This is a genomic window from Lichenifustis flavocetrariae (assembly GCF_026130545.1).
Lineage (GTDB): Bacteria > Pseudomonadota > Alphaproteobacteria > Rhizobiales > Beijerinckiaceae > Lichenihabitans > Lichenihabitans flavocetrariae.
Genome location: NZ_JAMOIM010000048.1, coordinates 1 through 20,402 on the forward strand (window position 1 = coordinate 1; position 20,402 = coordinate 20,402).

The following is a 20,402-nucleotide window of genomic DNA, read 5'->3' on the forward strand; positions in this document are numbered from 1 at the left end:
AGCGAGCGCTGCCGCAGGAGATCGAGTTCGTATTCGTTGAGGCTGCCTTTGAGCCCAAGGAGCAGGCGGTCATTGCCCTGCCGAGGTGCGTAGATCGCTTCCTGATCGATGAGCAGCGTGTCGACGACGCGGCACATCTCGACGAGCTGCTGCCAGTCTTGGCTGTTGCGCGCGAAACGCGACACCTCGCGCGCTGCCACCGCGCCGACCTTGCCCAGGCAGACCTCAGCGACCATGCGCTCGAAGCCGGCGCGCGTCGTCCCGCCGGCCGCCGAACAGCCGAGGTCCTCGTCGACGACCTCGATCTCGGACCAGCCAAGAAGCACGAGGCGGTCGCGCATGGCATACTGGAGCAACTGGCTCTCGCGATTATGCTGGACCTGATGCGCCGAGGACTGGCGGACATAGAGGACTGCCTTGCGGGCCCGATGCTGCGGGCCGATCTTGTCACTGCTCATCGGCGCCGCCCCGCGGAAGCGGCAGACCGGCGTTGGCGGCGTGCGCCTCCATCAGTCGTATGAGAAGGCCGCTCAGCGCCTGGCGGGTCGGAGCCGGCAAGCTGCTCCAACGGGGCGCCACATCCGGCGTCGCCGGAGCCGCCAAAAGCAGGTCCAGTTGTCGATGCGGCCTTCGGGACCGACGATGGGGTCGTGACATGGCGCTCTCCTCGAGACTCGGGAGAGGCTACCCTCGCGTTCGCCACCGCGTCGGCCGCCGTGCGCTGCATCGCGTCTCGCAGCAGACCCGCCAGGGTCGTGAGCGCGTCCAGCCCCGCGATCGGCTCCGCTGCCGAACGCATCAAGCGGCAGACCGCGGTGTCCAACATCCAGACCGGGAGTTCCTGAACCCGCACGGCGGGTGCATCCACGAGGCTGCAGCGTGCCGACGCGCCAGCGGTCCTCTCAATCACCTCATGCAGACGGATCGTCCGTCCGGACCAGGGATGCCACACGTAAATGACCGTGGTCTCACCCCCAATGGCCGTACCGTGGGTCTTGTGGAGGGGAGTTGTACAACGGGCCGCAGACCCCATTCGAGCCTTGACCGGAAGACACCGGATCAGGCCTACTTCAACCAATTGCCGCAACCCGCGGCAGCTTGAACCCGGCGGAATTCCACTTAACTCGCCACACCGTGCTGTTCAGACAACCGGAGCCACTTCTATGCTCGAGCCGTCCGATGTGAAACAGCATTGGCAAGGGACCCTGCCGGATTTTCGATAATCCAGGTAGTTACTGCGCCTATCGGCGTCAGGACCTCGCGCCGATCCACAATCTGATCCTCCGTCGGCCTGACCGTCTACGCCCCTGGAGTCATTCCGGATTCATCCCAATTTGCACGCAAAGTGCGCCAGACCCCAGCGTTTCAGGACGGAGCGGCCCTTGTCGATCTTGGCTCAAGCCACGTGTAGCGCTGGTTTTGGCCTGGAGCGAGGAAAACAGGAGGTGAAAGTGGTTCCTTGTTCCTCGGACGAGGTGACATGGATCGTCCCACCGTGAGCTACGACAATTTCCTGAGTGATGTAGAGGCCCAGCCCCAGATTCGTGGACGCATGCCGACCTGTCGTGGCCGTCGCGCGGGTTAAAGGATCGAAGATCGTGCTCAACTTGTTGGCCGGGATCGGGACACCGCGGTTGCGGACCGTCAACGTGACCGAGTCCTTGTCGCTTGCGATTCCGACATCAATCGAGGAGTCCTGAAAGCCATATTGTATGGCGTTACCGAGCAGGTTCGAGAAGACCTGCCCGATACGGGCCTTGTCCCATTCACCCTTCAGGTTCCCGGGGGCGACATCGAGGTTGATGTTTCGCCCCGGGTGCGCGGCCCTGGTCTCGTCGACGAGTTGATGGGCGACGTAGCCGAAATCCATCTGGGATCGGATGATTGGGAGCGAAGCGCCGAACCGCGCACGCGTGACGTCCGTGAGAGTGTCGATCAGTCCGCTGATGCGTTCCGCACATTCGGACATGTTTCCCGCGAGCATCGCCTGCCGCTCGTTGATCGGTCCCATGCGCGGCATGAGTTCGGCCGAGAGCATGATCGCCTGGACCGGACTCCGAAGGTCATGCCCCAGGATGCCGATGAACAGGTCCTTGGATCTTAGTACCTCGTGGGTGTAGTAGGTCACCGACTCCATCAGTTCCTGATCGATCGCCTCGTTGAACCTCGTCAGGTCCTCGAAGTCCTTCTCGTCCATGAAGGGGTTCGTTCTCCTCCAGAGCTTGATCACGCTGGCGCGTAAGGCCCGGTACTCGGAGGTCATCTGGCCGATGTTGAAGCCACCCGAAAGGCGCAGTGCCGCGTGGGTTTCCGCAGCCGTGATAGCCCGATTGCGGGCCTTTTTCCCCCTGGACTTGATGGTCTCTTCCTTGGGCGACTGTTCCGACTGGATGTCGTCGACGATGAATTGCAGGATCAGATGGATGTGGTCCCGCAACCCCAACGGGGTCATGCCGTCGGCTGTCGGCGTCAACGTTCGCGCGAAGTTCTCCCATTCGATTACAATGGGCTTGATGTTCTCGGACATGAAGACGGGGAGCCGCCTGCGGTCCTCACGATTCTCCGAGGTCGGCGATGTTGAGCTGGCGTCTGCCTTTTGCATCATGAGAGTCCTGTCACCCAACCCGTTCCAACAATCGCCGCTCTTGGGCGCAGGCCCTTGTGGCGCTTTCTTCCCAGGGATGTGCGGCACAGGTCACTCGCGGCCGGCATCACTTGATGACATCAAACCCGTCGGCAGACTTTCCCCACGACTTGTTTCGAAAATTACAGAGTTTGACTTTGTCGTATCGTAAAATAATCGAGCGGTGGTAATACTAGAATCGATTGACCAGATCAGATCTAAGAAAAAATTGCGGATCTTCATGTTTATTTGGGTATTAAGACGCGATATTGGTTTAGGATAGCCTGCAATCACGAATACTGAGTATCCAAAAACGGTTGGGAACCGCCTACAACGTCGGACATTGTTTTGTGTGTTGGGATGCGGTTTGTGGACGACGCGGATCATTCGTGCGGTCCTGAAACAGGATATCTGCGCCCGCGACAGCGGGCCGGAAAGCTGAAGCATCCCGAACAAGGCTCTTGGAATGTGTCGATTCGACCATAGGTTCGAAACCGCACAAGCGATGACGACGACACCAATCAAACACATCACGATCGAATATTCTGAATGGAAGCCCCGTCATGAACTTGATCATCATCATCGTCGTCCTCTTTCTCCTGTTCGGAGGTGGTGGCTATTACGGCATGAATTCCGGAATGTACGGCGCTGGGGCCTTCGGAGGCATCGGACTCGGCGGCATCGTTCTGATCCTACTGGCGATCTATTTCTTGCGATGAGGGGCGCGGTAGCGAAGGCGAGAAAACCCGATTCTTCCGACAGAGACCGCCGCGACAGCAGTTCGCAACCGATCGACGGGAGAGCATCATGAGCGTCCAAGACCTGAGCGCGGAACAGCGCACCAAGGCGCCTTCGGCGAGCCCCGTTCACGCGCGTGGCATTGAGGCCGTTGGCGCACGCGCTTTCGGCGCAGGCTCGCTGAGCGCCATGGCTGTCGGCGCGTGCGCGCTCGGTGCGGCAGCGATTGGCGCCGTTGTGATCGGCCGATTGGTGATCGGACGGCTCACCTTGCGACGTGGCTCGGTCAAGGTGCTCAGGATCGAGCGATTAGAAATCGACGAGCTTGTCGTGGGGCGGACGACACAAACGATGACATCGCTTAGCGGCTGACGCAGCATCAGACGCCGGGAGCTCCTCCGCATACCTCCCGGCAGTTGAGTTGAGGGCTTCCGGCTTGAACGCAGACGCCAAGCTCGCAAATCCGGCGAGAGGGCCTGTCCAGCGCCTACTGGTCTGCAGCGGCCAATATCGCCTGCGCCGCCGAAGATACCTAATGTTAGGGTGAGCCGCTGAGGATATCCGGGCTCGCGACCGCGCCGCGACGCACGTCGTCGAATTCGTCAAACGTGCCGAGCACTATCGCGCCGCTAGCCAAGCGTCTGATTTATTCAAGTCACCTCTCCCGATAAAGTCGTCGGGGGTCCGACGCATCGCGGCGAGAACGCCGTGGCGGCAGGTTCGCCAGGGACGGAACTCCCCACCAACAATCCGTTGACCCCGGTCGCGCAACATGGTCGGGGCATTGTTGGCCGCGATTTCACAATCTGCCTTGCATATTTTGAAGGTGAGGCCGATTCATACCCGGGCGCCCTTTTCGGGGGCCTCAGGCGTGCTGGAATGCTGCGCGGCCCTCTTTGTCCAACGCGAAGAACTCCTCGTCGGACAGAACGATATTCACGGCACCGACATTCTCCTCAAGATGCCGGGCACGCGACGTGCCCGGGATAGGGAGAAGCACGGGACTGCGCTTGAGCACCCAAGCCAGGGCGATCTGGCTCGGGACAGCGTTGTGGCGTTTGGCAATGCTGTCCAGCATGGAACCCGGTTTTGCGAGGTCGCCCGAGGCCAGCGGGAACCACGGGATGAAGCCGATGCCATTCGACTCGCAATGACCGAGGACGGCCTCGCTCGTCCGGTCGATCAGGTTGAAGCGGTTCTGCACCGTTGAAACGGGGAATACCTTTTCGGCGGCCTCGATCTCCTCGACCGAGACCTCGCTTAGCCCGGCATGTCGAATGAGGCCGTCGTCGAGAAGGGACTTGATGGCGCCGAACTGCTCGTCGCGCGGCACTTTCGGATCGATGCGATGCAGCTGCCAGAGGCCGATCTGGCTCACGCCAAGAAATCTGAGACTCATGAGCGCCTGCTGCCGCAGGTATTCCGGCCGCCCGACCGGGTGCCACTGCTCGGGTCCGGTCCGCACCAATCCGGCCTTCGTGGCAACGACGATGTCGCCATAGGGGTGGAGCGCTTCGCGGATCAGGTGTTCGGAGACGTCCGGACCATACGAATCGGCCGTGTCGATGAAGTTGATCCCGAGCTCCGGCAGGCATCGTAGCGCGCGCAGGCATTCAGCACGGTCGGCAGGATCGCCCCAGATCCCTTTGCCCGTCAACCGCATGGCGCCAAAGCCCAGGCGGTTCACCGAGATATTACCGCCGATCCTGAACGTGCCGGCCTTTCCAGCGTCCAAATCCTTCATTTCCCATTCCTCCGCTATTTGTCGGATGCAATAGGCACCACCTCGGCCATCGCCCATTGCTCCCACGGCATCTTGCCGAAGTCTTCGGTTCGAGAATGCCCGAAGCGGATCAGCGATCGCCAGCCCCGTGATCGGACGCATCATGTCCCCCGAACGGTAGCAAACGACTTGAAGCGCGTCGGGCGCCTATTTTGCGCATCGAGTATGCGAATACGAACGGGCGTCGCACCGAACCTCGATCGTGGATGGCAGTTCACTAGGTGAGTTCGGCGAGGCGCAGCTTTTCACCCACCGTTTGCCAGGTCATCGGCGAACCACAGTCGCCCAAATCGGCCGCGATGAGATGCGTTTCCGAATACCCGGTCTTCGTTGTCGCTTCGCGCGTCCCAGGATCATCCAGGATAGACGACTTCATGGTCCGGCGTCAGGGTGCGCGCTTCGTCCGGAGTGATCCGCCCGGGTCGGACGTGTCGGAGCAAGCGCGGCCATCGTTGTAAAATTCGCGGAGACTTTATGGCCGACGATCCATACAAAATCCTAGGAGTCGCCAGCAACGCGACGGACAAGGAGATCCGCAGCGCGTTCCTGAAGCTGGCCAAGACGTCCCATCCGGATCTCCATCCCGGTGACGCCAAGGCGGAGGAGCGTTTCAAGGCGGCAAATGCCGCCAATGACCTCCTCACCGACCCCGAGCGTCGCGCGCGCTTCGATCGCGGGGAGATCGACGGGGCTGGACAAGAACGGCCACCGCAGGGACCGACGCAGCGGCAACGAACGTATCGCGACCACGCCGAAGGCCCCGCCGGCAGGCGCTACGGAGCGGGTTTTGGCGGTGGAGACGACGACCTGGGCGACATTCTGTCGGGCATGTTCGGCGCACGGGGTCGGCAGGAAGCCCCAAGAGGCGGCGCGGACCGCCGTTATTCCCTTTCGGTCCCGTTCCTGGATGCGGCGCGGGGGACGACGCAGCGCCTGGTTCTGCCCGAGGGCGGTAGCCTCGAAGTCAGGATCTCGCCGGGTTTAGAAAGCGGGCAGGTGCTGCGACTGCGTGGCAAGGGTGCCCCCGGTGATCCGCCCGGCAACGCCTTGATCGAAGTCGAAGTCGCAGAGCACCCGCTTTTCACGAGGGAGGGACGGGATATCCATTTGGCACTGCCGGTGACCGTTGCCGAGGCCGTGCTGGGTGGTCCCGTGTCGGTGCCCACGATCGCCGGTCCGGTCACCATGACGATTCCCGTCCACTCCGAGTCCGGAACCAAGCTCCGCCTGCGGGGCAAGGGGGTTCCCGCATCCGCGGGCCATCCGGCGGGGGATGCCTATGTGACGCTGAGGATCGTGCTCGGTCCCCCTGACGAGGGTTTGGCCGCGTTTCTCCGCGATCGGAAGGATCCGCCCGCCTGGGATCCGCGGAAGGGACTGGAGGAATCGATATGATCACCATCGACGCGCTGATCATCGAAGTTGCCGGGCTTGATCGCGCGGAGGTCGAACATTGGATCGACGAGAACTGGGTACAGCCGGACGGCAGCCGGGGCACCTGGCTCTTCCGTGAGATCGACGTGGCGCGGCTGCACCTCATACGCGAACTCCGACATGACCTCGGGCTGAAAGAGGATGTGCTACCGATCGTCCTGAGTCTCATCGACCAGCTCTACGGGGAGCGTCGCCGCCTTCGTCGCTTGCGGGACATCATCGACCGGCTCGCGCCCTTTGACATGCGGCTGACGCTGCTCGATGCCTTGTCGCTCCGGACGGAGCACGGGAATGGCGACGTCTGACGCATACATCTTTCTCAACGGGACCACCCTCCATAGCGGAACCGCTCCGACCTTGCACGAACGTCAGGTCGATTTGATCCGATGTTCCACCGCTTCATCGTTCCGACGACGCGTTTCCGCATACTCGGTATCCGGCATTCATTGAGGCGCTTGGCCCAAGGGGTCCGTATGCTGCGTTTCATGGACAAGCAATGGCAAATCTATCCAGCGTAAATCGATGATGTCGGCCGTCTCATAGCGCCAGTCGATCGATCCTCCTGAAGTAATTCGTCCGCAATGACCACGGCCCGGTGGACTCTGCGCCGCATTATCATCGATGGCGATGGAGCACGCGGCGATTTTCGCATTGACGGGCGAGTGCCCTGCTCTGACTTGGATGACACTTATGCAAATTGAAGTCGAAAAGGGCTCGTTCATCCGTGCGAGCAACGGACGATGAGTTCGCGCGACGCGGCAGTTGCGGATCCATCCGGCGAATTGGCCGCATCCACGGCGCCCGACGATGTGGCGAACAACAAGCTCGCCGCAGATTATCGGGATCGTTGGATGCGCGCCGAGGCCGATATGGCCAATGTCCGAACGCGAGCGCGACGTGACGTGGAGGACGCGCGTCTTTACGCCGTGCAGAAATTCGCGACGGACGTCGTAGATGGCGTCGAGAACCTGAGGCGTGGGTTGGACAGCCTTCCGCCTCAGGTGCCGGGGGAGCCACCGATCGTTGCCGACCTTCGGGACGGCTTCTCCGGGATCGAGCGAAATTTCCTGGCGCTGCTGAAGCGCAACGGCATCGAGCGGGAAGAGCCACTGGGCGTCCCCTTCGACGCGAACCGGCATCAGGCGGTGTCGGAACAGGAAAGTACCGCTGCTCCAACCGGCACCATCGTCCACGCGCTCTCCGCGGGATGGACGCTGAACGGGCGATTGCTGCGCCCCGCGATGGTGGTGGTCGCCAAGGCTCCGCTGCCGCCGAACGGCACGGCCGACGACGCGCGGTCGTAGGACAGCGCCGGCTGCCGTCCCGTCTGTTCAACATCCCGCCCACGGTTCGTCAATCGTCGAACCGACTTCTCCTTAGAGGCACATCCAAATGAGCAAAGTCATCGGCATCGACCTCGGGACGACAAATTCCTGCGTCGCCATCATGGAGGGGGGCAGCGTCAAGGTCATCGAGAACGGCGAGGGAACTCTCACCACGCCCAGCATGGTCGCGTTCGCGGACAATGGCGAGCGTTTGGTTGGGCAGGCGGCGAAGCGGCAGGGCATTACGAACCCGTCCAACACCCTCTATGCGATCAAGCGCCTGATCGGTCGCCGCTACGACGATCCTCTGGTGGAAAAGGACAAGGGGTTGGTCCCCTATGCCATCGTGAAGGGTGAGAACGGCGACGCCTGGGTCGACGTGCGTGGCAAGAAATACTCACCGAGCCAGATCAGCGCCTTCATCCTCGGCAAGATGAAGGAGACTGCGGAAGCCTATCTCGGCGAAAAGGTCACCGAGGCGGTGATTACCGTTCCGGCCTACTTCAACGATAGCCAGAGACAGGCCACCAAGGACGCCGGGCGCATCGCGGGCCTCGACGTGCTGCGCATGATCAATGAGCCGACGGCCGCAGCCCTTGCCTACGGTATGGACAAGAAGAACGCCGGCAAGATCGCCGTCTACGACCTGGGAGGTGGTACCTTCGACATCTCGGTGCTTGAGATCGGCGACGGCGTTTTCGAAGTGAAGTCGACCAACGGCGATACCTTCCTGGGAGGCGAGGACTTCGACGCCCGCGTGATCGATTACCTTGCCGATACGTTTAAGAAGACCCAGGGGATCGACGTCCGAAGCGACAAGCTGGCCCTGCAGCGCCTCAAGGAAGCAGCGGAGAAGGCCAAGATCGAATTGTCCTCGGCCCTCGAAACCGAAATCAACCTGCCCTTCATCACGGCGGACGCCGCCGGACCCAAACATTTGGTGATCAAGCTGACGCGGGCCAAGCTTGAAAGCCTGGTGGACGATCTCGTCAAGCGGACGATGGATCCTTGCAGCGCTGCGCTCAAGGACGCTGGCGTGACGGCGACCGACATCGTCGAGGTTATTCTCGTCGGCGGCATGACCCGCATGCCCATGGTGGTCGAAGCGGTCAAGACGTTCTTTGGCCGGGATCCGGCCCGGAACGTCAATCCCGACGAGGTCGTCGCGATCGGCGCGGCGATCCAGGGCGCCGTGCTGAAAGGTCACGTCAAGGATGTGCTGCTGCTCGACGTAACACCGCTGAGCCTCGGCATCGAGACGCTCGGCGGCGTGTTCACTCGCCTGATTGATCGCAATACGACGATTCCGACCAAGAAGAGCCAGGTCTTTTCGACGGCCGACGACAACCAGGGCGCCGTGACCATCAAGGTGTACCAGGGCGAGCGCGAGATGGCCGCCGACAACAAGGTGCTCGGCCAATTCGACCTGATGGGCATCCCGCCGGCACCGCGCGGCATGCCGCAGATCGAAGTCACCTTCGATATCGACGCGAACGGGATCGTCTCCGTGCAGGCCAAGGACAAGGCGAGCGGCAAGGAGCAGCAGATCCGGATCCAGGCTAATGGCGGGCTTTCGGATACCGACATCAAGAAGATGGTGCGGGAGGCAGAGACAAATGCCGTCGCGGACAAGCAGCGGCGTGCCTTCGTCGAAACCAAGAACCACGCAGAGGCCTCGGCTCATCAACTGGAGAGGACGCTGGCCGAGCATGGCGAGAAGATTGGTCCGGCTGAGCGAACCGAGGCGGAGGAGGCGATCGCGGAAGTGCATGCCGCTCTGGCGGGAACAAATGAGGCCACCCTGAAGCAGGCCGCCGAGCGCCTGACGCGAGCATCGTCAAAGGTTGCGGAAGCCGTTCAGGACGCCCAGCAGGCGGGGCGATCCTCGTCCGACCGAGCAGGATCCAGCAGACATGGCGCCAACCCGAGCGACAAGGTGGTCGACGCCGACTTCGAAGAGATCAGCGGCAGCAACAAGGCCGCGTAGCCTGGACCGGGGGAGAATGGCGAGACCATTGTTTCCCCAAAAGCATGGCGTGGCCTGAACTTATCATCACATACGCCTGAGCGGGGATACTGTCGGGAAGCTCGCTCAGGCCTTCGACCCCGATAGAAATAGGTCGGCGCGCTTCGCTCCTTTCGGTGATGCGGGCCCGCCTCCGGATGCATTGAGCCGCATGGCTCGGAAAACGCCAGGACGAACGACTTCCTGTTCAGCAACGAGGCTGTCACCTCAGGCGCTGGCCGACCCGTCCGCTCCCCGGCTCTAACGGTTGGAAACAAAATCATGCAGACAGCAGAGACCGCAGTCGAGGGTGGCTCGATGACGCCAAAGCTTCCGGATTTGTCGAAATTGGGCAGCAGAACGCTGGAGGCCCTCTGCCGGCATCCTGTCGCGCACAATTTGGAATGGGTCGACGTCGTCGCGCTGCTTTCAAGTTTAGGGACCGTCGAACAAAAATCGAACAACGAGACATCGATCAGGATCGGGACGGAACACCAACTGCTCCGGCGGCCTCATGGCAAAGACCTGACCCTCGACGAAGTCATGGTGCTGCGGCACTTCCTGAAGAGGGCCGGCCTGCCCATTGAGGTTCCCGTTGATCCGTCGACGACGAGCACGGACTTCCTCGTGACGATCGATCACCATGAGGCGAAGGTCTACCGCATGGATCTCCGTGCGGATGACCCCGCCAATCACGAGATCAAACCGTACGATCCCCATCACTTTCTGCATCATCTTTCGCACAAGGACCAGTCACCTGAGCGAGGCCAGCGGGCCGCGGAGGACCCGACCTTTTACGAGCGCATAGCGCAGGCGCTGGCGGCGGCTGTGCCGCATGGAAGGATCGTCCTCCTGGGCCATGGAAAGGGGCATAGCGACGCTGCGCACCACTTGATGGAGTGGCTTCGACTGCACCATCGCGAGACCTTTCAGCGCCTAGTTTGCGCGACTTCTGCCGACCTGTCGAGCCTCACGCCGCGCCAGCTTCTGGACCTCGGCCGTACGGCCCTGGCCACCTGAAACAATCCGCGAATGCTCAGTCGCGAGCCGGTCGGCGAAGTCGATCCAGGACGGTATCGACCGCTTGCAGGCTGCCGCTTCGCTCGATCCACGAAAGACCGATGATGGACTCGAACCAGAAAAGAAGAAGGCTGTTGAACATCGAGAGCCGGCTTGCCGAGATCGAAGGTCAGCTGAGGAATGCTCTCGAATCGCATCTGCACGAGGCACTCACTGCCGAGAGAAGCCGACTGGGAAATGAACGTGAGATTATTGAAGGAGCGCCAGACAGCGATCTCAGCGGTGTCCAAATCTGATTGCCGCTCTCCCTCCGTATAGGTCCGCGAAAGGTTAAGCCGCTCCACGCAGGAGAACGATTATGAATCAGGTCCATACGCCCGAGCACACCCTCGCGCTCCAAATCGGGGCGCTGCTTCACATCGGTGGAGCAGACACTCTTTTCCTTACGGAGTCCTCTATTGAGGATTACCTGCAGGCCTCTCCAGCTGGGGCAAAAACAGGGGCAAGAGTGCTTGAAGAGATAAAGCAAATGATCCCTTCCGCGGAAGGATCGAGTTCCTTGCACTTCGAGATTATCACTTTGTTGAACTCACGAATCGCCAGTCTTAATGGACAAGTCGAAGAGTGAGCCTCGTCGGGCCGCGTGAGCTCCATCTTGTCCGAGGACACCTCATGGTCCGGCTGACACCGATCCTGACAGAGGTCGGTTCCTGCGCGTACTGGGCCTGGCCTCATCGAGGTGCAGGGCCTTGAACCCGCAAGCTCGCGCATTTCCGCATAACCGGTTTTCGAACTCGCTGTGGGCGTCAGAACAGCAGGCGGGGTAGCCTTGTCGAAGATCGGATGCCGGCCCTGTCGACATCCCAGCGACGGCGTTAGCAACGCCACCTGTCCGACTTGGGCAGGCCACGAAGAGGAAACGAAACCATGAAATTCCGTCCGCTTCACGACCGCATTGTCGTGCGTCGCCTCGAAGGTGAGGAGAAGACCAAGGGTGGGATCATCATCCCAGACAACGCGAAGGAAAAGCCCCAGGAGGGCGAGGTGATGGCCGTGGGCCCAGGCGCCCGAAATGAGGCTGGAGCTCTCACGCCTCTCGATGTGCGCGCCGGCGACAAGGTTCTGTTCGGCAAGTGGTCCGGCACCGAAGTCAAGATCGACGGCGACGAACTGCTCATCATGAAGGAGAGCGACATCATGGGCATTGTCGCCTGATCGTTCGTTCCCGTGCACCATTCCCTTCAAATTTCGGTCCAGGAGACCTGAGTCATGTCAGCCAAGCAAGTCCGCTTTTCCGCCGATGCTCGAGATCGCATGCTGCGCGGCGTCGATATCCTGAATGACGCTGTGAAGGTGACGCTCGGGCCCAAGGGCCGCAACGTCATCATCGACAAGTCGTTCGGCGCTCCCCGCATCACCAAGGACGGTGTGACGGTGGCCAAGGAGATCGAACTCGAGGACAAATTCGAGAACATGGGTGCACAAATGGTGCGCGAGGTGGCCTCGAAGACCAACGACATCGCTGGCGACGGCACCACCACCGCGACGGTCCTCGCTCAGGCTATGATCAAGGAAGGCATCAAATACGTCGCCGCCGGCATGAACCCGATGGATCTCAAACGCGGCGTCGACATGGCCGTGACTGCGGCCCTCGAGGACATCAAGGCCCGTTCGAAGAAGATCGGATCATCGGATGAAGTGGCTCAAGTCGGTACCATCTCGGCCAACGGCGACAAGTCGATCGGTGAGATGATCGCCAAGGCTATGAAGGAGGTCGGCAACGAGGGGGTTATCACCGTCGAGGAAGCCAAGACCGCCGAGACCGAACTCGACGTCGTCGAGGGCATGCAGTTCGATCGTGGCTACCTCAGCCCTTACTTCATCACCAATGCCGAGAAAATGATCGCGGAACTCGAGGACCCCTACATTCTGATCCACGAGAAGAAGCTCTCGTCGCTCCAGGCCATGTTGCCGGTGCTCGAAGCCGTCGTGCAGTCCGGCAAGCCGCTGGTCATCATCGCCGAGGACATCGATGGTGAGGCGCTCGCGACGCTGGTCGTCAACAAGCTGCGTGGCGGCCTCAAGGTCGCGGCCGTCAAGGCGCCGGGGTTCGGTGACCGCCGCAAGGCCATGCTGGAGGACATCGCGATCCTGACGAAGGGCCAGATGATCTCCGAGGAACTCGGCATCAAGCTCGAATCCGTCACCCTGGAGATGCTCGGCCGCGCCAAGCGGGTTCGCATTGAGAAGGAGACAACGACGATCATCGACGGCGCCGGGTCAAAAGAGAACATCACCGGGCGCATCGCCCAGATCAAGGCGCAGATCGAGGAGACCACCTCGGACTATGACAAGGAAAAGCTGCAGGAGCGGTTGGCCAAACTCGCGGGCGGCGTCGCGGTGATCCGCGTCGGCGGCTCGACCGAGGTCGAGGTCAAAGAGAAGAAGGACCGCGTTGACGATGCACTCAACGCCACCCGCGCCGCGGTGGAAGAGGGTATCGTCCCGGGCGGGGGCACCGCTCTCCTCCGCGCGAAAGCGGCTGTCAACGCTCTCAAGAGCCCGGTGCCGGACGTACAGGCGGGCATTAACCTTGTGTCGAAAGCGCTGGAGGCACCCTTGCGCCAAATCGTCGAGAACGCCGGCTTGGAGGGCTCGATCGTCGTCGGAAAGATCGGCGAGAACAAATCCCCCACGTTCGGGTTCAACGCGCAGACCGAGATGTATGTCGACATGGTCGAAGCGGGAATCGTCGATCCGACCAAGGTCGTGCGCACGGCGCTGCAAAACGCGGCTTCGGTCGCAGGTCTGTTGATTATGACGGAAAGCATGATCGCGGATGCTCCAAAGGACAAGGGTGCGATGACCATGCCCGGCGGCGGCGGCGGCGGCGGTGGCATGGGCGGCATGGGTGGCGGTATGGATTTTTAGCGTCCCCGCCTCGAGAGGATCGCGCTTGGCGGCTTGGGATGATCCGCATCCCAAGCGCCGTTCCTCATCGACCTGATGCGGAGCCCAGCATGATCGAAAGGCGGAGCCCACGTCCTCGCAGCGTCGACTTTAGGCCGTTGTCCGCATCATGTAAGCCCCCGCGAGCTTCGGCGCAGACCTCCTCGACCGAAGCGTCGGCAGCGATCGAAACCCAATCCGCGGGCGTCACTGCCCTCTGGATCTGCGAGAGCAGCACGTCGCCGGTCGCGTCGGAGACGTCGCCGCGACGCTGGGTGACACGATGGAGGAGAACCTCGCGAGGAGCGGTCAGCCAAAGGCCCCGGAAAGCGACGCCCTCTCGGCCGGCGACGTCGGCGATCGCGAGACTCTCGTCCGGCCTGTCGAAGACGGCATCCACCACGACGCCGTGCCCGAGGCGCAGGACGCGCGCGGCTTCGGAGCGGAGCTTCTCGTAGACCTCGGCCGAGACAGCCGGCAGGTACGCCTCCGCCGGCAGCCGCGTCCGAGCCGGCACGCCGAAAAGGCGCTTCCGCGTCCGGTCGCTGCCGATGACGCGGGCCCCCGGCGCCGGTCCGACCATGTCCGCGATCGACGCGGCCACCGTCGATTTGCCCGATCCCGAGAGGCCGCCGACCGCGACCAGCCGGGCGGGACGGGTTTCCAGCAAGGCGACCGCCAAGTCGAAGTAGGTCCTGGCTTCGCGCTCAAGACGGTCGACCCCGGCGGAAGCGCCCATCGCCTGCGTCGCGGTCACGTGCGCGCGGACGGCGGCCCGCACAGCCATGAAGAAGGGCAGCAGCGGCAGCCCGTCCGTTTCGTCGAGATCGTCCAGGTAGCGGTTGAGGGCGAGGTTGGCGTGCGCGTGCAAACCTCGGTCCCACAGGTCCATCAACAGGAACGCCAAGTCGTAGAGGATGTCCGTCGTCGCGAGGTCGTCGCTGAATTCCAGGCAGTCGAACAAGGTCGGCTCGCCTTCGACCAGACAGATGTTGCGTAGGTGGAGGTCCCCGTGTCCGTGGCGGATCTTCCCTGCGGCCCCTCGCGCATCCAGGAGCGGTGCGATGGCCGCCAACCGGGCGCGGAACTTCCCGGCGATCTGGGCTACCGCGTCCTTGCAAAAGACGGTCGTGCCCGCGAAGGCCTTCTCGTTGATGTCCAACACCGCCTCCATCACCCCGGAGCCGGACCGATGCCGATCGGGAGCGAGGGTGCCGTGGAAGACGGCCACCTGCCGCGCGAGTGCCTCGACCTGGGCAAGGGTCAGGTTGCCGGTGATCGCGATGTTGTCCAGGAGGCGGTCCTCGTCGAAGCGGACCATCTCGACGACGGCATCGACCAACGGACCGTCCCCATCCATGGCAAGGCCTCCGGCCGCCCCTCGCGTGACGCGCCGGACGCCACGATACAGGAGCGGCGCCGTCCGCTTGTTCAGCGTGAGTTCCCGTTCGCAAGCAACCAGGCGATGGGCAGGCGTCGAGAAGTCGACATAGGGCAGCCGCACGGCCCTCTTGAGCTTCAATGCCCGATGCCCTGCGAGGAGGATGACCGAGAGGTGGGTCTGCATCACCTTGATCGAGGCGGGGTCGTGACCCTCGGCGACGAGCGCATTGAGGAACGAGATCGTTTCCACCTGGGTGTCTACGGGCATCGGACGACCTCTCGAACGCCGGCCAGAGGTCAGTAAGATCGATCGAGCGGAGGCTTCATCCCGATCGGGAGCGGACGAGACGCACGCTTCCCGTCGTAGGGACGACAGGCGAGCGAACCCGGTCGGTCGAATGCCCCCCGCTCCGATGAATCGAGGGCCATCACCCGAAAGGTGATCCTCTTGAAGAGAGACAACATGTGCGACCGGCCTTTCGGTTCGTCAGATCGACGGGTCGACCTTGCCGATCATCCGGCCTGCTTGATTTCCTGCGCCCATTCATGATCGCTCGCGGGCACCGGCTTGGAATTACGGAGCGTGCCGTTCAACTCGATGTGCAGCTCGACGAAGTCGCCGCCCTTGCCTCGGCCGAGGATCTCGAAGTGCTTCGGCTTTCGGCGCGGGACGCCGACCACTGCAAAGCCGTGGGCTGCCACCGTGCCGAGGGCCGCCGCCGCGTAGAGGTCTTCGCGATCGTCGGTCGGCTTGCCGTGTCCGATCGAGATGGCCACCCCTCCCGACTGGGCGATGCGGCTGACCTTCAGTTCCGATGGCTTCATCTCGCCCCAGAGGTCGACGTGGTCTCCCACCAAAAGCTTGACCTTCTCCGCGCCGCGCGTTCCGAGGTCGGCGAGCACCCGCCCGGTCGCGGTCGCCACCACGAATCGGTGTGCGAAGACGTCGGTCACGTTGCCGGAAACGTTCGTGTGATCGTCGTGTGTCATGGTTTCATCCTTGGTTTGACGGACCCCCGATCGGGTTCCCGTCCTCTCGGGCTCAGGCCCGCCTTGGTGGAATCGCCCGGACCCGCCCGCGATGACGGACCGGACGGGCGCGGTGTTTTCAGCTGCGAATCTTCGGGCGCTGCCTAGGGAAGCGACGCGGACCGGCGGCGCGAGGTCGTCGATCGAGGTCCTTCAGGACGGCAAGTCTGTTTCCAGGACCTCGATACGATCGGCGTGCAACGACCAGTCGCTCAGATGTCCGGCGTCGCAGAATTCGTGTTTCGCGGAAGCGGTGGCCTCCGCCTCGTTGGCCGCGTTGGTTTCGACGGTTCCCTGGCCCGCCTCGAATTCGTGGCCGGTGTCGTTCATGACCGTCTTGAAGAACTTCACGATGTAGTAGCTCAATCGGATCCCTCGCTATGCTGTCGATGCCTTTGCGGGCGTGTCGGCCGGTGCCCAAGGCCCGAACCGTTCATCCTTGGGTCGGCGGGACTGACGCATCCTCGACGCACCTCATCGCTTCATCTCGAACAGGAGGCCGAGCAGGCGCAACGCGGTGGGCTGTCCTCCGGCGACAGGTTGGCCTTCTCCACCAGAAGCGACGCACACGAACGCTTGTAGGCGCAGTCCCTGGTCGTGAAGACGTCTTCGCAAGGCGCCCGCGTTCCCGCCACGGATGGCGACCCGAGCAAGACATCGACCGACCCACTCGAAGGCTCGGAAGTGTCGAGCTTGGTCAGGCAGCGCTCCGCCGGCTTCATTTTGGCCGGTTCGTGCACGATCGAGTCGTCACGCGCCGGGACGCCGCCCGCATCGGTTTCTCGGGCCATGGCCGTCGACGCCAATAGCAGAAGGCCCGTCAGGGCTGACACGAACGTCGTCATCCCGCGCTCATGAATTCGACACTCCCCCATTGGTATCGTCCGAGGCGCCGCTCGCGGAATGCAAGCCGTTGCGATCGGGCGGAATGACTGGACCGAGTGAACCGTTCACCGGCAAGTGGAACGTAGCGTGGAAAAGGGCTTCACTCGCCAGCGCTGTCCTTCTTCCATTCCGCGTAGGTCAAACGTGGGAAGGCCAGGAAGGCGCCCTCGGTCTTCACGTACGCACCCAACCCGTTCATACGCCAGATCGAATGCAACTCGGTGGCGAGCACGTACGGCCCACTCGCGTCAAGGGACCGATCCTCCCCGAAGATCGAAACGACCTGTCCAAGCATGATGTCGCCACTCCCGATGCCGAGTACGGTGTGGACCGTGCACTCAAGCGCCGCATGCGCCTGCCGAATCCTTGGAACCTTGACCACCGCGGACGGCAAAATGTCCAATCTCGCCATCTCAAGCTTGTTCGATCCTTTCGGAACATCCATCGCGCAAATTTTTATCTGTCGTGCCAGATCCTCCGTCACGACGTTGACGACGAACTCTGCAGTGTTCCTGATATTGAGCGCCGTCTCCTTGAGAGCGTAAACAGGCCCGCTTTGGTGCATGATCCCGAGACCCAAGATCGGAGGATCGGAGCACAAATAGTTGTAGGCGCCGTAAGGGGCCGCATCCACCATCCCGCTCTGGTCCATGCTCGTCACAAAAGCAATCGGCCGTGGCGCCACCAAGCCAGTCAGCAAGTCGTAAATCTTCCTTGGAGCTGCCTTCTCTACGTTGAACTGCATCCCGACCGCCCCCCGGAACCGATTTGAAGAACCTAGCCGTATGTCGCGCACCACGGTGAAGCGCTGATGCACTGCTTTGCCAACAGGCGGCGCACCTATGCGAAGCGGATGTCCTCGCCGGATTCGAAGGGGCTCTGGTTGTCCCATGCCATCGCCATCGCCGACATCCCGGCCTCGCTCATGAGATCGGCACTGGGCAGCCTCGACCTCACGATCCGCCAAGCCTGCTCGTTGTCCGAACGGTTCACGTAGGCCGTGTAGGTCTGCCCGCTCATGGCGTTCCTGGCGACGTCGAACCTCCAGGCGATGATGTCTTCCCGTGCTTCCGTTATGCCGTGATCCTCGCCGTGCATCCCTTGCTTCTCGACCGGGTCATTCGTTGACCGGATCGACCGTGCCCCGGATTCGGGACGTACCCGGGCTCGGCTTGGTGAATTCGACGCCACCGGGGCGTCGATCCTTGGACGCCGAAATCATGGACGTGGAAATCGGGACGTCGGGCCCGCAGGCGTCATCCACCGACAGGCAAACGGCCAGGCAGTTCGCGACCCATTTCCCGTCCGTCATTCGTCGGTCGAGAAAAGCGTGGCGACATATCCCGTCGCATTCGTTGTCCCTGTTCCCGCATATCGTGGCGTGCGGTGCGAGGGACGTAGGTTGCCTCTCGGCGGCAGAGGTCGGGAGTACGATAACCGCGACGCCAAGCGTCACGGTCGCCACCACCGTCCACAATCCCATCTTGTCCGCCTCCGCGAGTTCGACCGAAGGTCGCGTGACCGACTTCGGTCACGCGACCTTCGGACCCGAGTAGGGTCAGCCGCCGACCTTCCTGACGATGTGGACCTTCCAGTAGTCGTCCACCTTCTTGCTGGTCTCGGCGTATTGTTCCGGCGTGAAGAACTGGTTCTTCCGGACGTCGGGGGCATCGTCCATGGCGACCTCCGTGCTGTCGAGGACGAGCATGTTCATGTTCGGTGTCGCTTGGATGTAGCCCCACGGCACCGGCACGTAGTCCTTGTCCAGGCCGAAGATGCCCCCGCGACCGATGACGAGGTAAGCGATCTTGCCCGTCGTCGGGCTGAGGACGATGTCGTCCACGCTGCCGAGCGCCTGGTCGCTCTGGTTGCGAAGCTCGGTGCCGATCAGTTGGTCCGAACGGACCGACATCGTCATGCCCGCGATCGGCAAGGCGGCGGCGATCTGCTGCTGGCGCCAGGCGGGACCGTTCACGATCTTGGCGCTGTCCTCGTGCATCTCGGCCACGTAGCGCTTGTAGATTGCGTCGGTGGTCGCAAGGACGTTCTCGCAGGATTGCTGTTGCCCCTGACGGGCGAGGATGTTCGCGGACGAGAGGAGAGTTCGGATTTCGTAGCCGGGCCGCGCGTTCTGGTACCCGAGCCCGATCGGCGGCACATAAGCGCCCATGGTGTAGCCGTACCCGAAGCCCCAGCCCCCGGTGGGATATCCGTATCCATCGCCACCCCCAAGCCAGTAGCCATCCTTGTCGATCTTCGCGTTGAACGCGCGGAGGTCATTGAGGCAGGAGGCGGAGGGCTGGATCGTCGAGGCATCCTGCGCGCTCGAAGCGACGGGAGCCGCGACGCTTGGCGTCTGAGCCACGGCGATCGAAGTGGTCAGCATCATGCCCGCCAATGCGGCCGCCGATGTCGTCTCGCGATGTCTCAATTGCTACTCCCATTGTGGTTACCGCCGGAAGGGTCTCCTCCGGCGGTCTGTCGATCAGACGACGGCGATGTCGTTCTCGACGTTGGTCACGCCGGGTGCGCGCCAGGCAGTATTGGCCGCGACCCACCTGTCGTCGAAGGTCGGAACCGTGCCCGTGAGCTTGACCGCGCCGCCCGAGGCGCTGACCGAAACGTTGTCCTGATAGAAGGACCACGACCGGTGCAGGGCCCGCTTAATGTCGGCCGAGATGTCGGTCGCGCTGGGCCGGGGCTTCAGGGTGATCTGGTCGGATACCCCGATCACGCCGGAGAGTGGACGGAGATCATCGTGGGCCGCGTCCTTCTGGTACTTCCAGTCGACCTGGCCGGTCATGGTGAGCCAGCCCTTCTCGACCCGAACCTTGACGGAATCGGTTGGGACGGAGGTATCCCAGGCTAGGCGCTCGATCGCGGCGGCCGCGATCTCGTCGTCGGTCCGCTTCGTCTCGAAGGGAAGCCGGACTTCGAGTTCCTCGGCGACGGCCTTGACGCCCTTGATGCGGCCGGCGGCCTTCTCGGCGGCATACTTCTCGGAATAAGTGCTGACGTGGCCGCTCAGGGTTATGACTCCCCCCTTGGCGGCAACGCCGATATGGGCGGCGGTGACGCTCGGCTCCCAGGCCAATTCGTCCTGCACGGACTTCTGAAGCTGACTGTCGTTGTTCATGGGTTTCCTCGTTTCGGTGGAAGGCTTGGAGCGGCCGGTTCGATCGGAACGCGGCAACTTTCCCCCCACGACGCATCGGCGTGCGGGGCTCA

Annotated in this window: 24 protein-coding genes; 11 read left to right on the forward strand and 13 right to left on the reverse strand. The window is 62.4% G+C overall.

All coding sequences use genetic code 11. The annotated features are described in order from the left end of the window. From M8523_RS31165 to M8523_RS31175, 3 genes are all read right to left on the reverse strand, one after another. The coding region (locus tag M8523_RS31165) for a recombinase family protein (protein WP_282588742.1) at window positions 1-458 on the reverse strand (458 nt) is incomplete at its 3' end. Next, on the reverse strand, window positions 448-657 hold the full coding sequence (locus tag M8523_RS31170) for a hypothetical protein (protein WP_282588743.1): 210 nt from the start codon (window positions 655-657) through the stop codon (window positions 448-450). The genes M8523_RS31170 and M8523_RS31165, both read right to left, overlap by 11 nt. A gap of 739 nt (window positions 658-1,396) precedes the next feature. Beyond that, entirely contained in the window at window positions 1,397-2,527 is a 1,131-nt protein-coding gene (locus tag M8523_RS31175; protein WP_282588744.1) for a sensor histidine kinase, read from the reverse strand. 659 nt (window positions 2,528-3,186) lie between these two features. Between M8523_RS31175 and M8523_RS31180 the strand changes: the two genes are divergently transcribed. Together M8523_RS31180 and M8523_RS31185 are read left to right on the forward strand one after the other, a co-directional pair. Continuing rightward, window positions 3,187-3,342: a DUF3309 domain-containing protein gene (locus M8523_RS31180; RefSeq protein WP_282588745.1), complete on the forward strand. Its 156-nt coding sequence runs from the start codon at window positions 3,187-3,189 to the stop codon at window positions 3,340-3,342. 88 nt (window positions 3,343-3,430) lie between these two features. Beyond that, window positions 3,431-3,733 carry a hypothetical protein gene (locus M8523_RS31185; RefSeq protein ID WP_282588746.1) on the forward strand — a complete coding sequence of 101 codons (303 nt, stop codon included), beginning with the start codon at window positions 3,431-3,433 and terminating at the stop codon, window positions 3,731-3,733. A 493-nt stretch (window positions 3,734-4,226) separates the two neighbouring features. On the opposite strand, the gene M8523_RS31190 is transcribed toward M8523_RS31185, so the two are convergent. After that, window positions 4,227-5,105: an aldo/keto reductase gene (locus M8523_RS31190; RefSeq protein WP_282588747.1), complete on the reverse strand. Its 879-nt coding sequence runs from the start codon at window positions 5,103-5,105 to the stop codon at window positions 4,227-4,229. Window positions 5,106-5,618: 513 nt separating this feature from the next. Here M8523_RS31190 and M8523_RS31195 point away from each other — a divergent pair. The 9 genes from M8523_RS31195 (at window position 5,619) to groL (ending at window position 13,859) form a co-directional block, all read left to right on the forward strand. After that, window positions 5,619-6,539: a DnaJ C-terminal domain-containing protein gene (locus tag M8523_RS31195; protein ID WP_282588748.1), complete on the forward strand. Its 921-nt coding sequence runs from the start codon at window positions 5,619-5,621 to the stop codon at window positions 6,537-6,539. Beyond that, window positions 6,536-6,883 (forward strand): chaperone modulator CbpM, encoded by a 348-nt coding sequence (locus M8523_RS31200; protein WP_282588749.1) that lies wholly within the window; start codon window positions 6,536-6,538, stop codon window positions 6,881-6,883. Before M8523_RS31195 ends, M8523_RS31200 begins: the two co-directional genes overlap by 4 nt. A 435-nt stretch (window positions 6,884-7,318) precedes the next feature. Then, on the forward strand, window positions 7,319-7,882 hold the full coding sequence (locus M8523_RS31205; RefSeq protein ID WP_282588750.1) for a nucleotide exchange factor GrpE: 564 nt from the start codon (window positions 7,319-7,321) through the stop codon (window positions 7,880-7,882). A gap of 88 nt (window positions 7,883-7,970) precedes the next feature. Beyond that, window positions 7,971-9,890 carry a molecular chaperone DnaK gene (dnaK, locus tag M8523_RS31210; protein ID WP_282588751.1) on the forward strand — a complete coding sequence of 640 codons (1,920 nt, stop codon included), beginning with the start codon at window positions 7,971-7,973 and terminating at the stop codon, window positions 9,888-9,890. A 300-nt stretch (window positions 9,891-10,190) separates the two neighbouring features. Further along, window positions 10,191-10,928, forward strand: a complete 738-nt coding sequence (locus M8523_RS31215; RefSeq protein ID WP_282588752.1) for a hypothetical protein — start codon at window positions 10,191-10,193, stop codon at window positions 10,926-10,928. 101 nt (window positions 10,929-11,029) lie between these two features. Continuing rightward, window positions 11,030-11,224: a hypothetical protein gene (locus tag M8523_RS31220; RefSeq protein WP_282588753.1), complete on the forward strand. Its 195-nt coding sequence runs from the start codon at window positions 11,030-11,032 to the stop codon at window positions 11,222-11,224. 62 nt (window positions 11,225-11,286) lie between these two features. After that, the gene (locus M8523_RS31225) at window positions 11,287-11,556 is read left to right on the forward strand and encodes a hypothetical protein (protein WP_282588754.1); all 270 of its coding nucleotides are present in this window, start codon (window positions 11,287-11,289) and stop codon (window positions 11,554-11,556) included. Between the two features lie 299 nt (window positions 11,557-11,855). Continuing rightward, the gene (groES, locus tag M8523_RS31230) at window positions 11,856-12,143 is read left to right on the forward strand and encodes a co-chaperone GroES (RefSeq protein WP_282588755.1); all 288 of its coding nucleotides are present in this window, start codon (window positions 11,856-11,858) and stop codon (window positions 12,141-12,143) included. A 54-nt stretch (window positions 12,144-12,197) separates the two neighbouring features. Beyond that, complete coding sequence (gene groL, locus M8523_RS31235) at window positions 12,198-13,859, forward strand: chaperonin GroEL (protein ID WP_282588756.1); 1,662 nt, start codon at window positions 12,198-12,200, stop codon at window positions 13,857-13,859. A gap of 64 nt (window positions 13,860-13,923) precedes the next feature. On the opposite strand, the gene M8523_RS31240 is transcribed toward groL, so the two are convergent. The 9 genes from M8523_RS31240 to M8523_RS31280 form a co-directional block, all read right to left on the reverse strand. Beyond that, window positions 13,924-15,528 (reverse strand): bifunctional aminoglycoside phosphotransferase/ATP-binding protein, encoded by a 1,605-nt coding sequence (locus M8523_RS31240; protein WP_282588757.1) that lies wholly within the window; start codon window positions 15,526-15,528, stop codon window positions 13,924-13,926. A gap of 245 nt (window positions 15,529-15,773) precedes the next feature. Continuing rightward, on the reverse strand, window positions 15,774-16,250 hold the full coding sequence (locus M8523_RS31245; RefSeq protein ID WP_282588758.1) for a hypothetical protein: 477 nt from the start codon (window positions 16,248-16,250) through the stop codon (window positions 15,774-15,776). 192 nt (window positions 16,251-16,442) lie between these two features. Next, window positions 16,443-16,655, reverse strand: a complete 213-nt coding sequence (locus M8523_RS31250) for a hypothetical protein (RefSeq protein WP_282588759.1) — start codon at window positions 16,653-16,655, stop codon at window positions 16,443-16,445. 116 nt (window positions 16,656-16,771) lie between these two features. Further along, on the reverse strand, window positions 16,772-17,134 hold the full coding sequence (locus tag M8523_RS31255) for a hypothetical protein (RefSeq protein WP_282588760.1): 363 nt from the start codon (window positions 17,132-17,134) through the stop codon (window positions 16,772-16,774). A gap of 140 nt (window positions 17,135-17,274) precedes the next feature. After that, complete coding sequence (locus tag M8523_RS31260; RefSeq protein ID WP_282588761.1) at window positions 17,275-17,919, reverse strand: flavin reductase family protein; 645 nt, start codon at window positions 17,917-17,919, stop codon at window positions 17,275-17,277. Window positions 17,920-18,014: 95 nt separating this feature from the next. Then, on the reverse strand, window positions 18,015-18,272 hold the full coding sequence (locus tag M8523_RS31265) for a hypothetical protein (RefSeq protein ID WP_282588762.1): 258 nt from the start codon (window positions 18,270-18,272) through the stop codon (window positions 18,015-18,017). Between the two features lie 19 nt (window positions 18,273-18,291). Continuing rightward, window positions 18,292-18,486: a hypothetical protein gene (locus M8523_RS31270; RefSeq protein ID WP_282588763.1), complete on the reverse strand. Its 195-nt coding sequence runs from the start codon at window positions 18,484-18,486 to the stop codon at window positions 18,292-18,294. A 246-nt stretch (window positions 18,487-18,732) separates the two neighbouring features. Next, window positions 18,733-19,605: a PRC-barrel domain-containing protein gene (locus M8523_RS31275; protein WP_282588764.1), complete on the reverse strand. Its 873-nt coding sequence runs from the start codon at window positions 19,603-19,605 to the stop codon at window positions 18,733-18,735. Window positions 19,606-19,659: 54 nt separating this feature from the next. Beyond that, a complete protein-coding gene (locus M8523_RS31280; RefSeq protein WP_282588765.1) occupies window positions 19,660-20,310 on the reverse strand; it encodes a BON domain-containing protein in 651 nt (216 codons plus the stop codon). Between the last annotated feature and the right edge of the window lie 92 nt (window positions 20,311-20,402).

Bases quoted from the DNA above. Each gene is read 5' to 3' on its own strand.
- M8523_RS31170 (WP_282588743.1), bottom strand. From the start codon at position 657: ATGTCACGACCCCATCGTCGGTCCCGAAGGCCGCATCGACAACTGGAC.
- M8523_RS31175 (WP_282588744.1), bottom strand. From the start codon at position 2,527: ATGTCCGAGAACATCAAGCCCATTGTAATCGAATGGGAGAACTTCGCG.
- M8523_RS31180 (WP_282588745.1), top strand. From the start codon at position 3,187: ATGAACTTGATCATCATCATCGTCGTCCTCTTTCTCCTGTTCGGAGGT.
- M8523_RS31185 (WP_282588746.1), top strand. From the start codon at position 3,431: ATGAGCGTCCAAGACCTGAGCGCGGAACAGCGCACCAAGGCGCCTTCG.
- M8523_RS31190 (WP_282588747.1), bottom strand. From the start codon at position 5,105: ATGAAGGATTTGGACGCTGGAAAGGCCGGCACGTTCAGGATCGGCGGT.
- M8523_RS31195 (WP_282588748.1), top strand. From the start codon at position 5,619: ATGGCCGACGATCCATACAAAATCCTAGGAGTCGCCAGCAACGCGACG.
- M8523_RS31200 (WP_282588749.1), top strand. From the start codon at position 6,536: ATGATCACCATCGACGCGCTGATCATCGAAGTTGCCGGGCTTGATCGC.
- M8523_RS31205 (WP_282588750.1), top strand. From the start codon at position 7,319: ATGAGTTCGCGCGACGCGGCAGTTGCGGATCCATCCGGCGAATTGGCC.
- dnaK (WP_282588751.1), top strand. From the start codon at position 7,971: ATGAGCAAAGTCATCGGCATCGACCTCGGGACGACAAATTCCTGCGTC.
- M8523_RS31215 (WP_282588752.1), top strand. From the start codon at position 10,191: ATGCAGACAGCAGAGACCGCAGTCGAGGGTGGCTCGATGACGCCAAAG.
- M8523_RS31220 (WP_282588753.1), top strand. From the start codon at position 11,030: ATGATGGACTCGAACCAGAAAAGAAGAAGGCTGTTGAACATCGAGAGC.
- M8523_RS31225 (WP_282588754.1), top strand. From the start codon at position 11,287: ATGAATCAGGTCCATACGCCCGAGCACACCCTCGCGCTCCAAATCGGG.
- groES (WP_282588755.1), top strand. From the start codon at position 11,856: ATGAAATTCCGTCCGCTTCACGACCGCATTGTCGTGCGTCGCCTCGAA.
- groL (WP_282588756.1), top strand. From the start codon at position 12,198: ATGTCAGCCAAGCAAGTCCGCTTTTCCGCCGATGCTCGAGATCGCATG.
- M8523_RS31240 (WP_282588757.1), bottom strand. From the start codon at position 15,528: ATGCCCGTAGACACCCAGGTGGAAACGATCTCGTTCCTCAATGCGCTC.
- M8523_RS31245 (WP_282588758.1), bottom strand. From the start codon at position 16,250: ATGACACACGACGATCACACGAACGTTTCCGGCAACGTGACCGACGTC.
- M8523_RS31255 (WP_282588760.1), bottom strand. From the start codon at position 17,134: ATGACGACGTTCGTGTCAGCCCTGACGGGCCTTCTGCTATTGGCGTCG.
- M8523_RS31260 (WP_282588761.1), bottom strand. From the start codon at position 17,919: ATGCAGTTCAACGTAGAGAAGGCAGCTCCAAGGAAGATTTACGACTTG.
- M8523_RS31265 (WP_282588762.1), bottom strand. From the start codon at position 18,272: ATGCACGGCGAGGATCACGGCATAACGGAAGCACGGGAAGACATCATC.
- M8523_RS31270 (WP_282588763.1), bottom strand. From the start codon at position 18,486: ATGACGGACGGGAAATGGGTCGCGAACTGCCTGGCCGTTTGCCTGTCG.
- M8523_RS31280 (WP_282588765.1), bottom strand. From the start codon at position 20,310: ATGAACAACGACAGTCAGCTTCAGAAGTCCGTGCAGGACGAATTGGCC.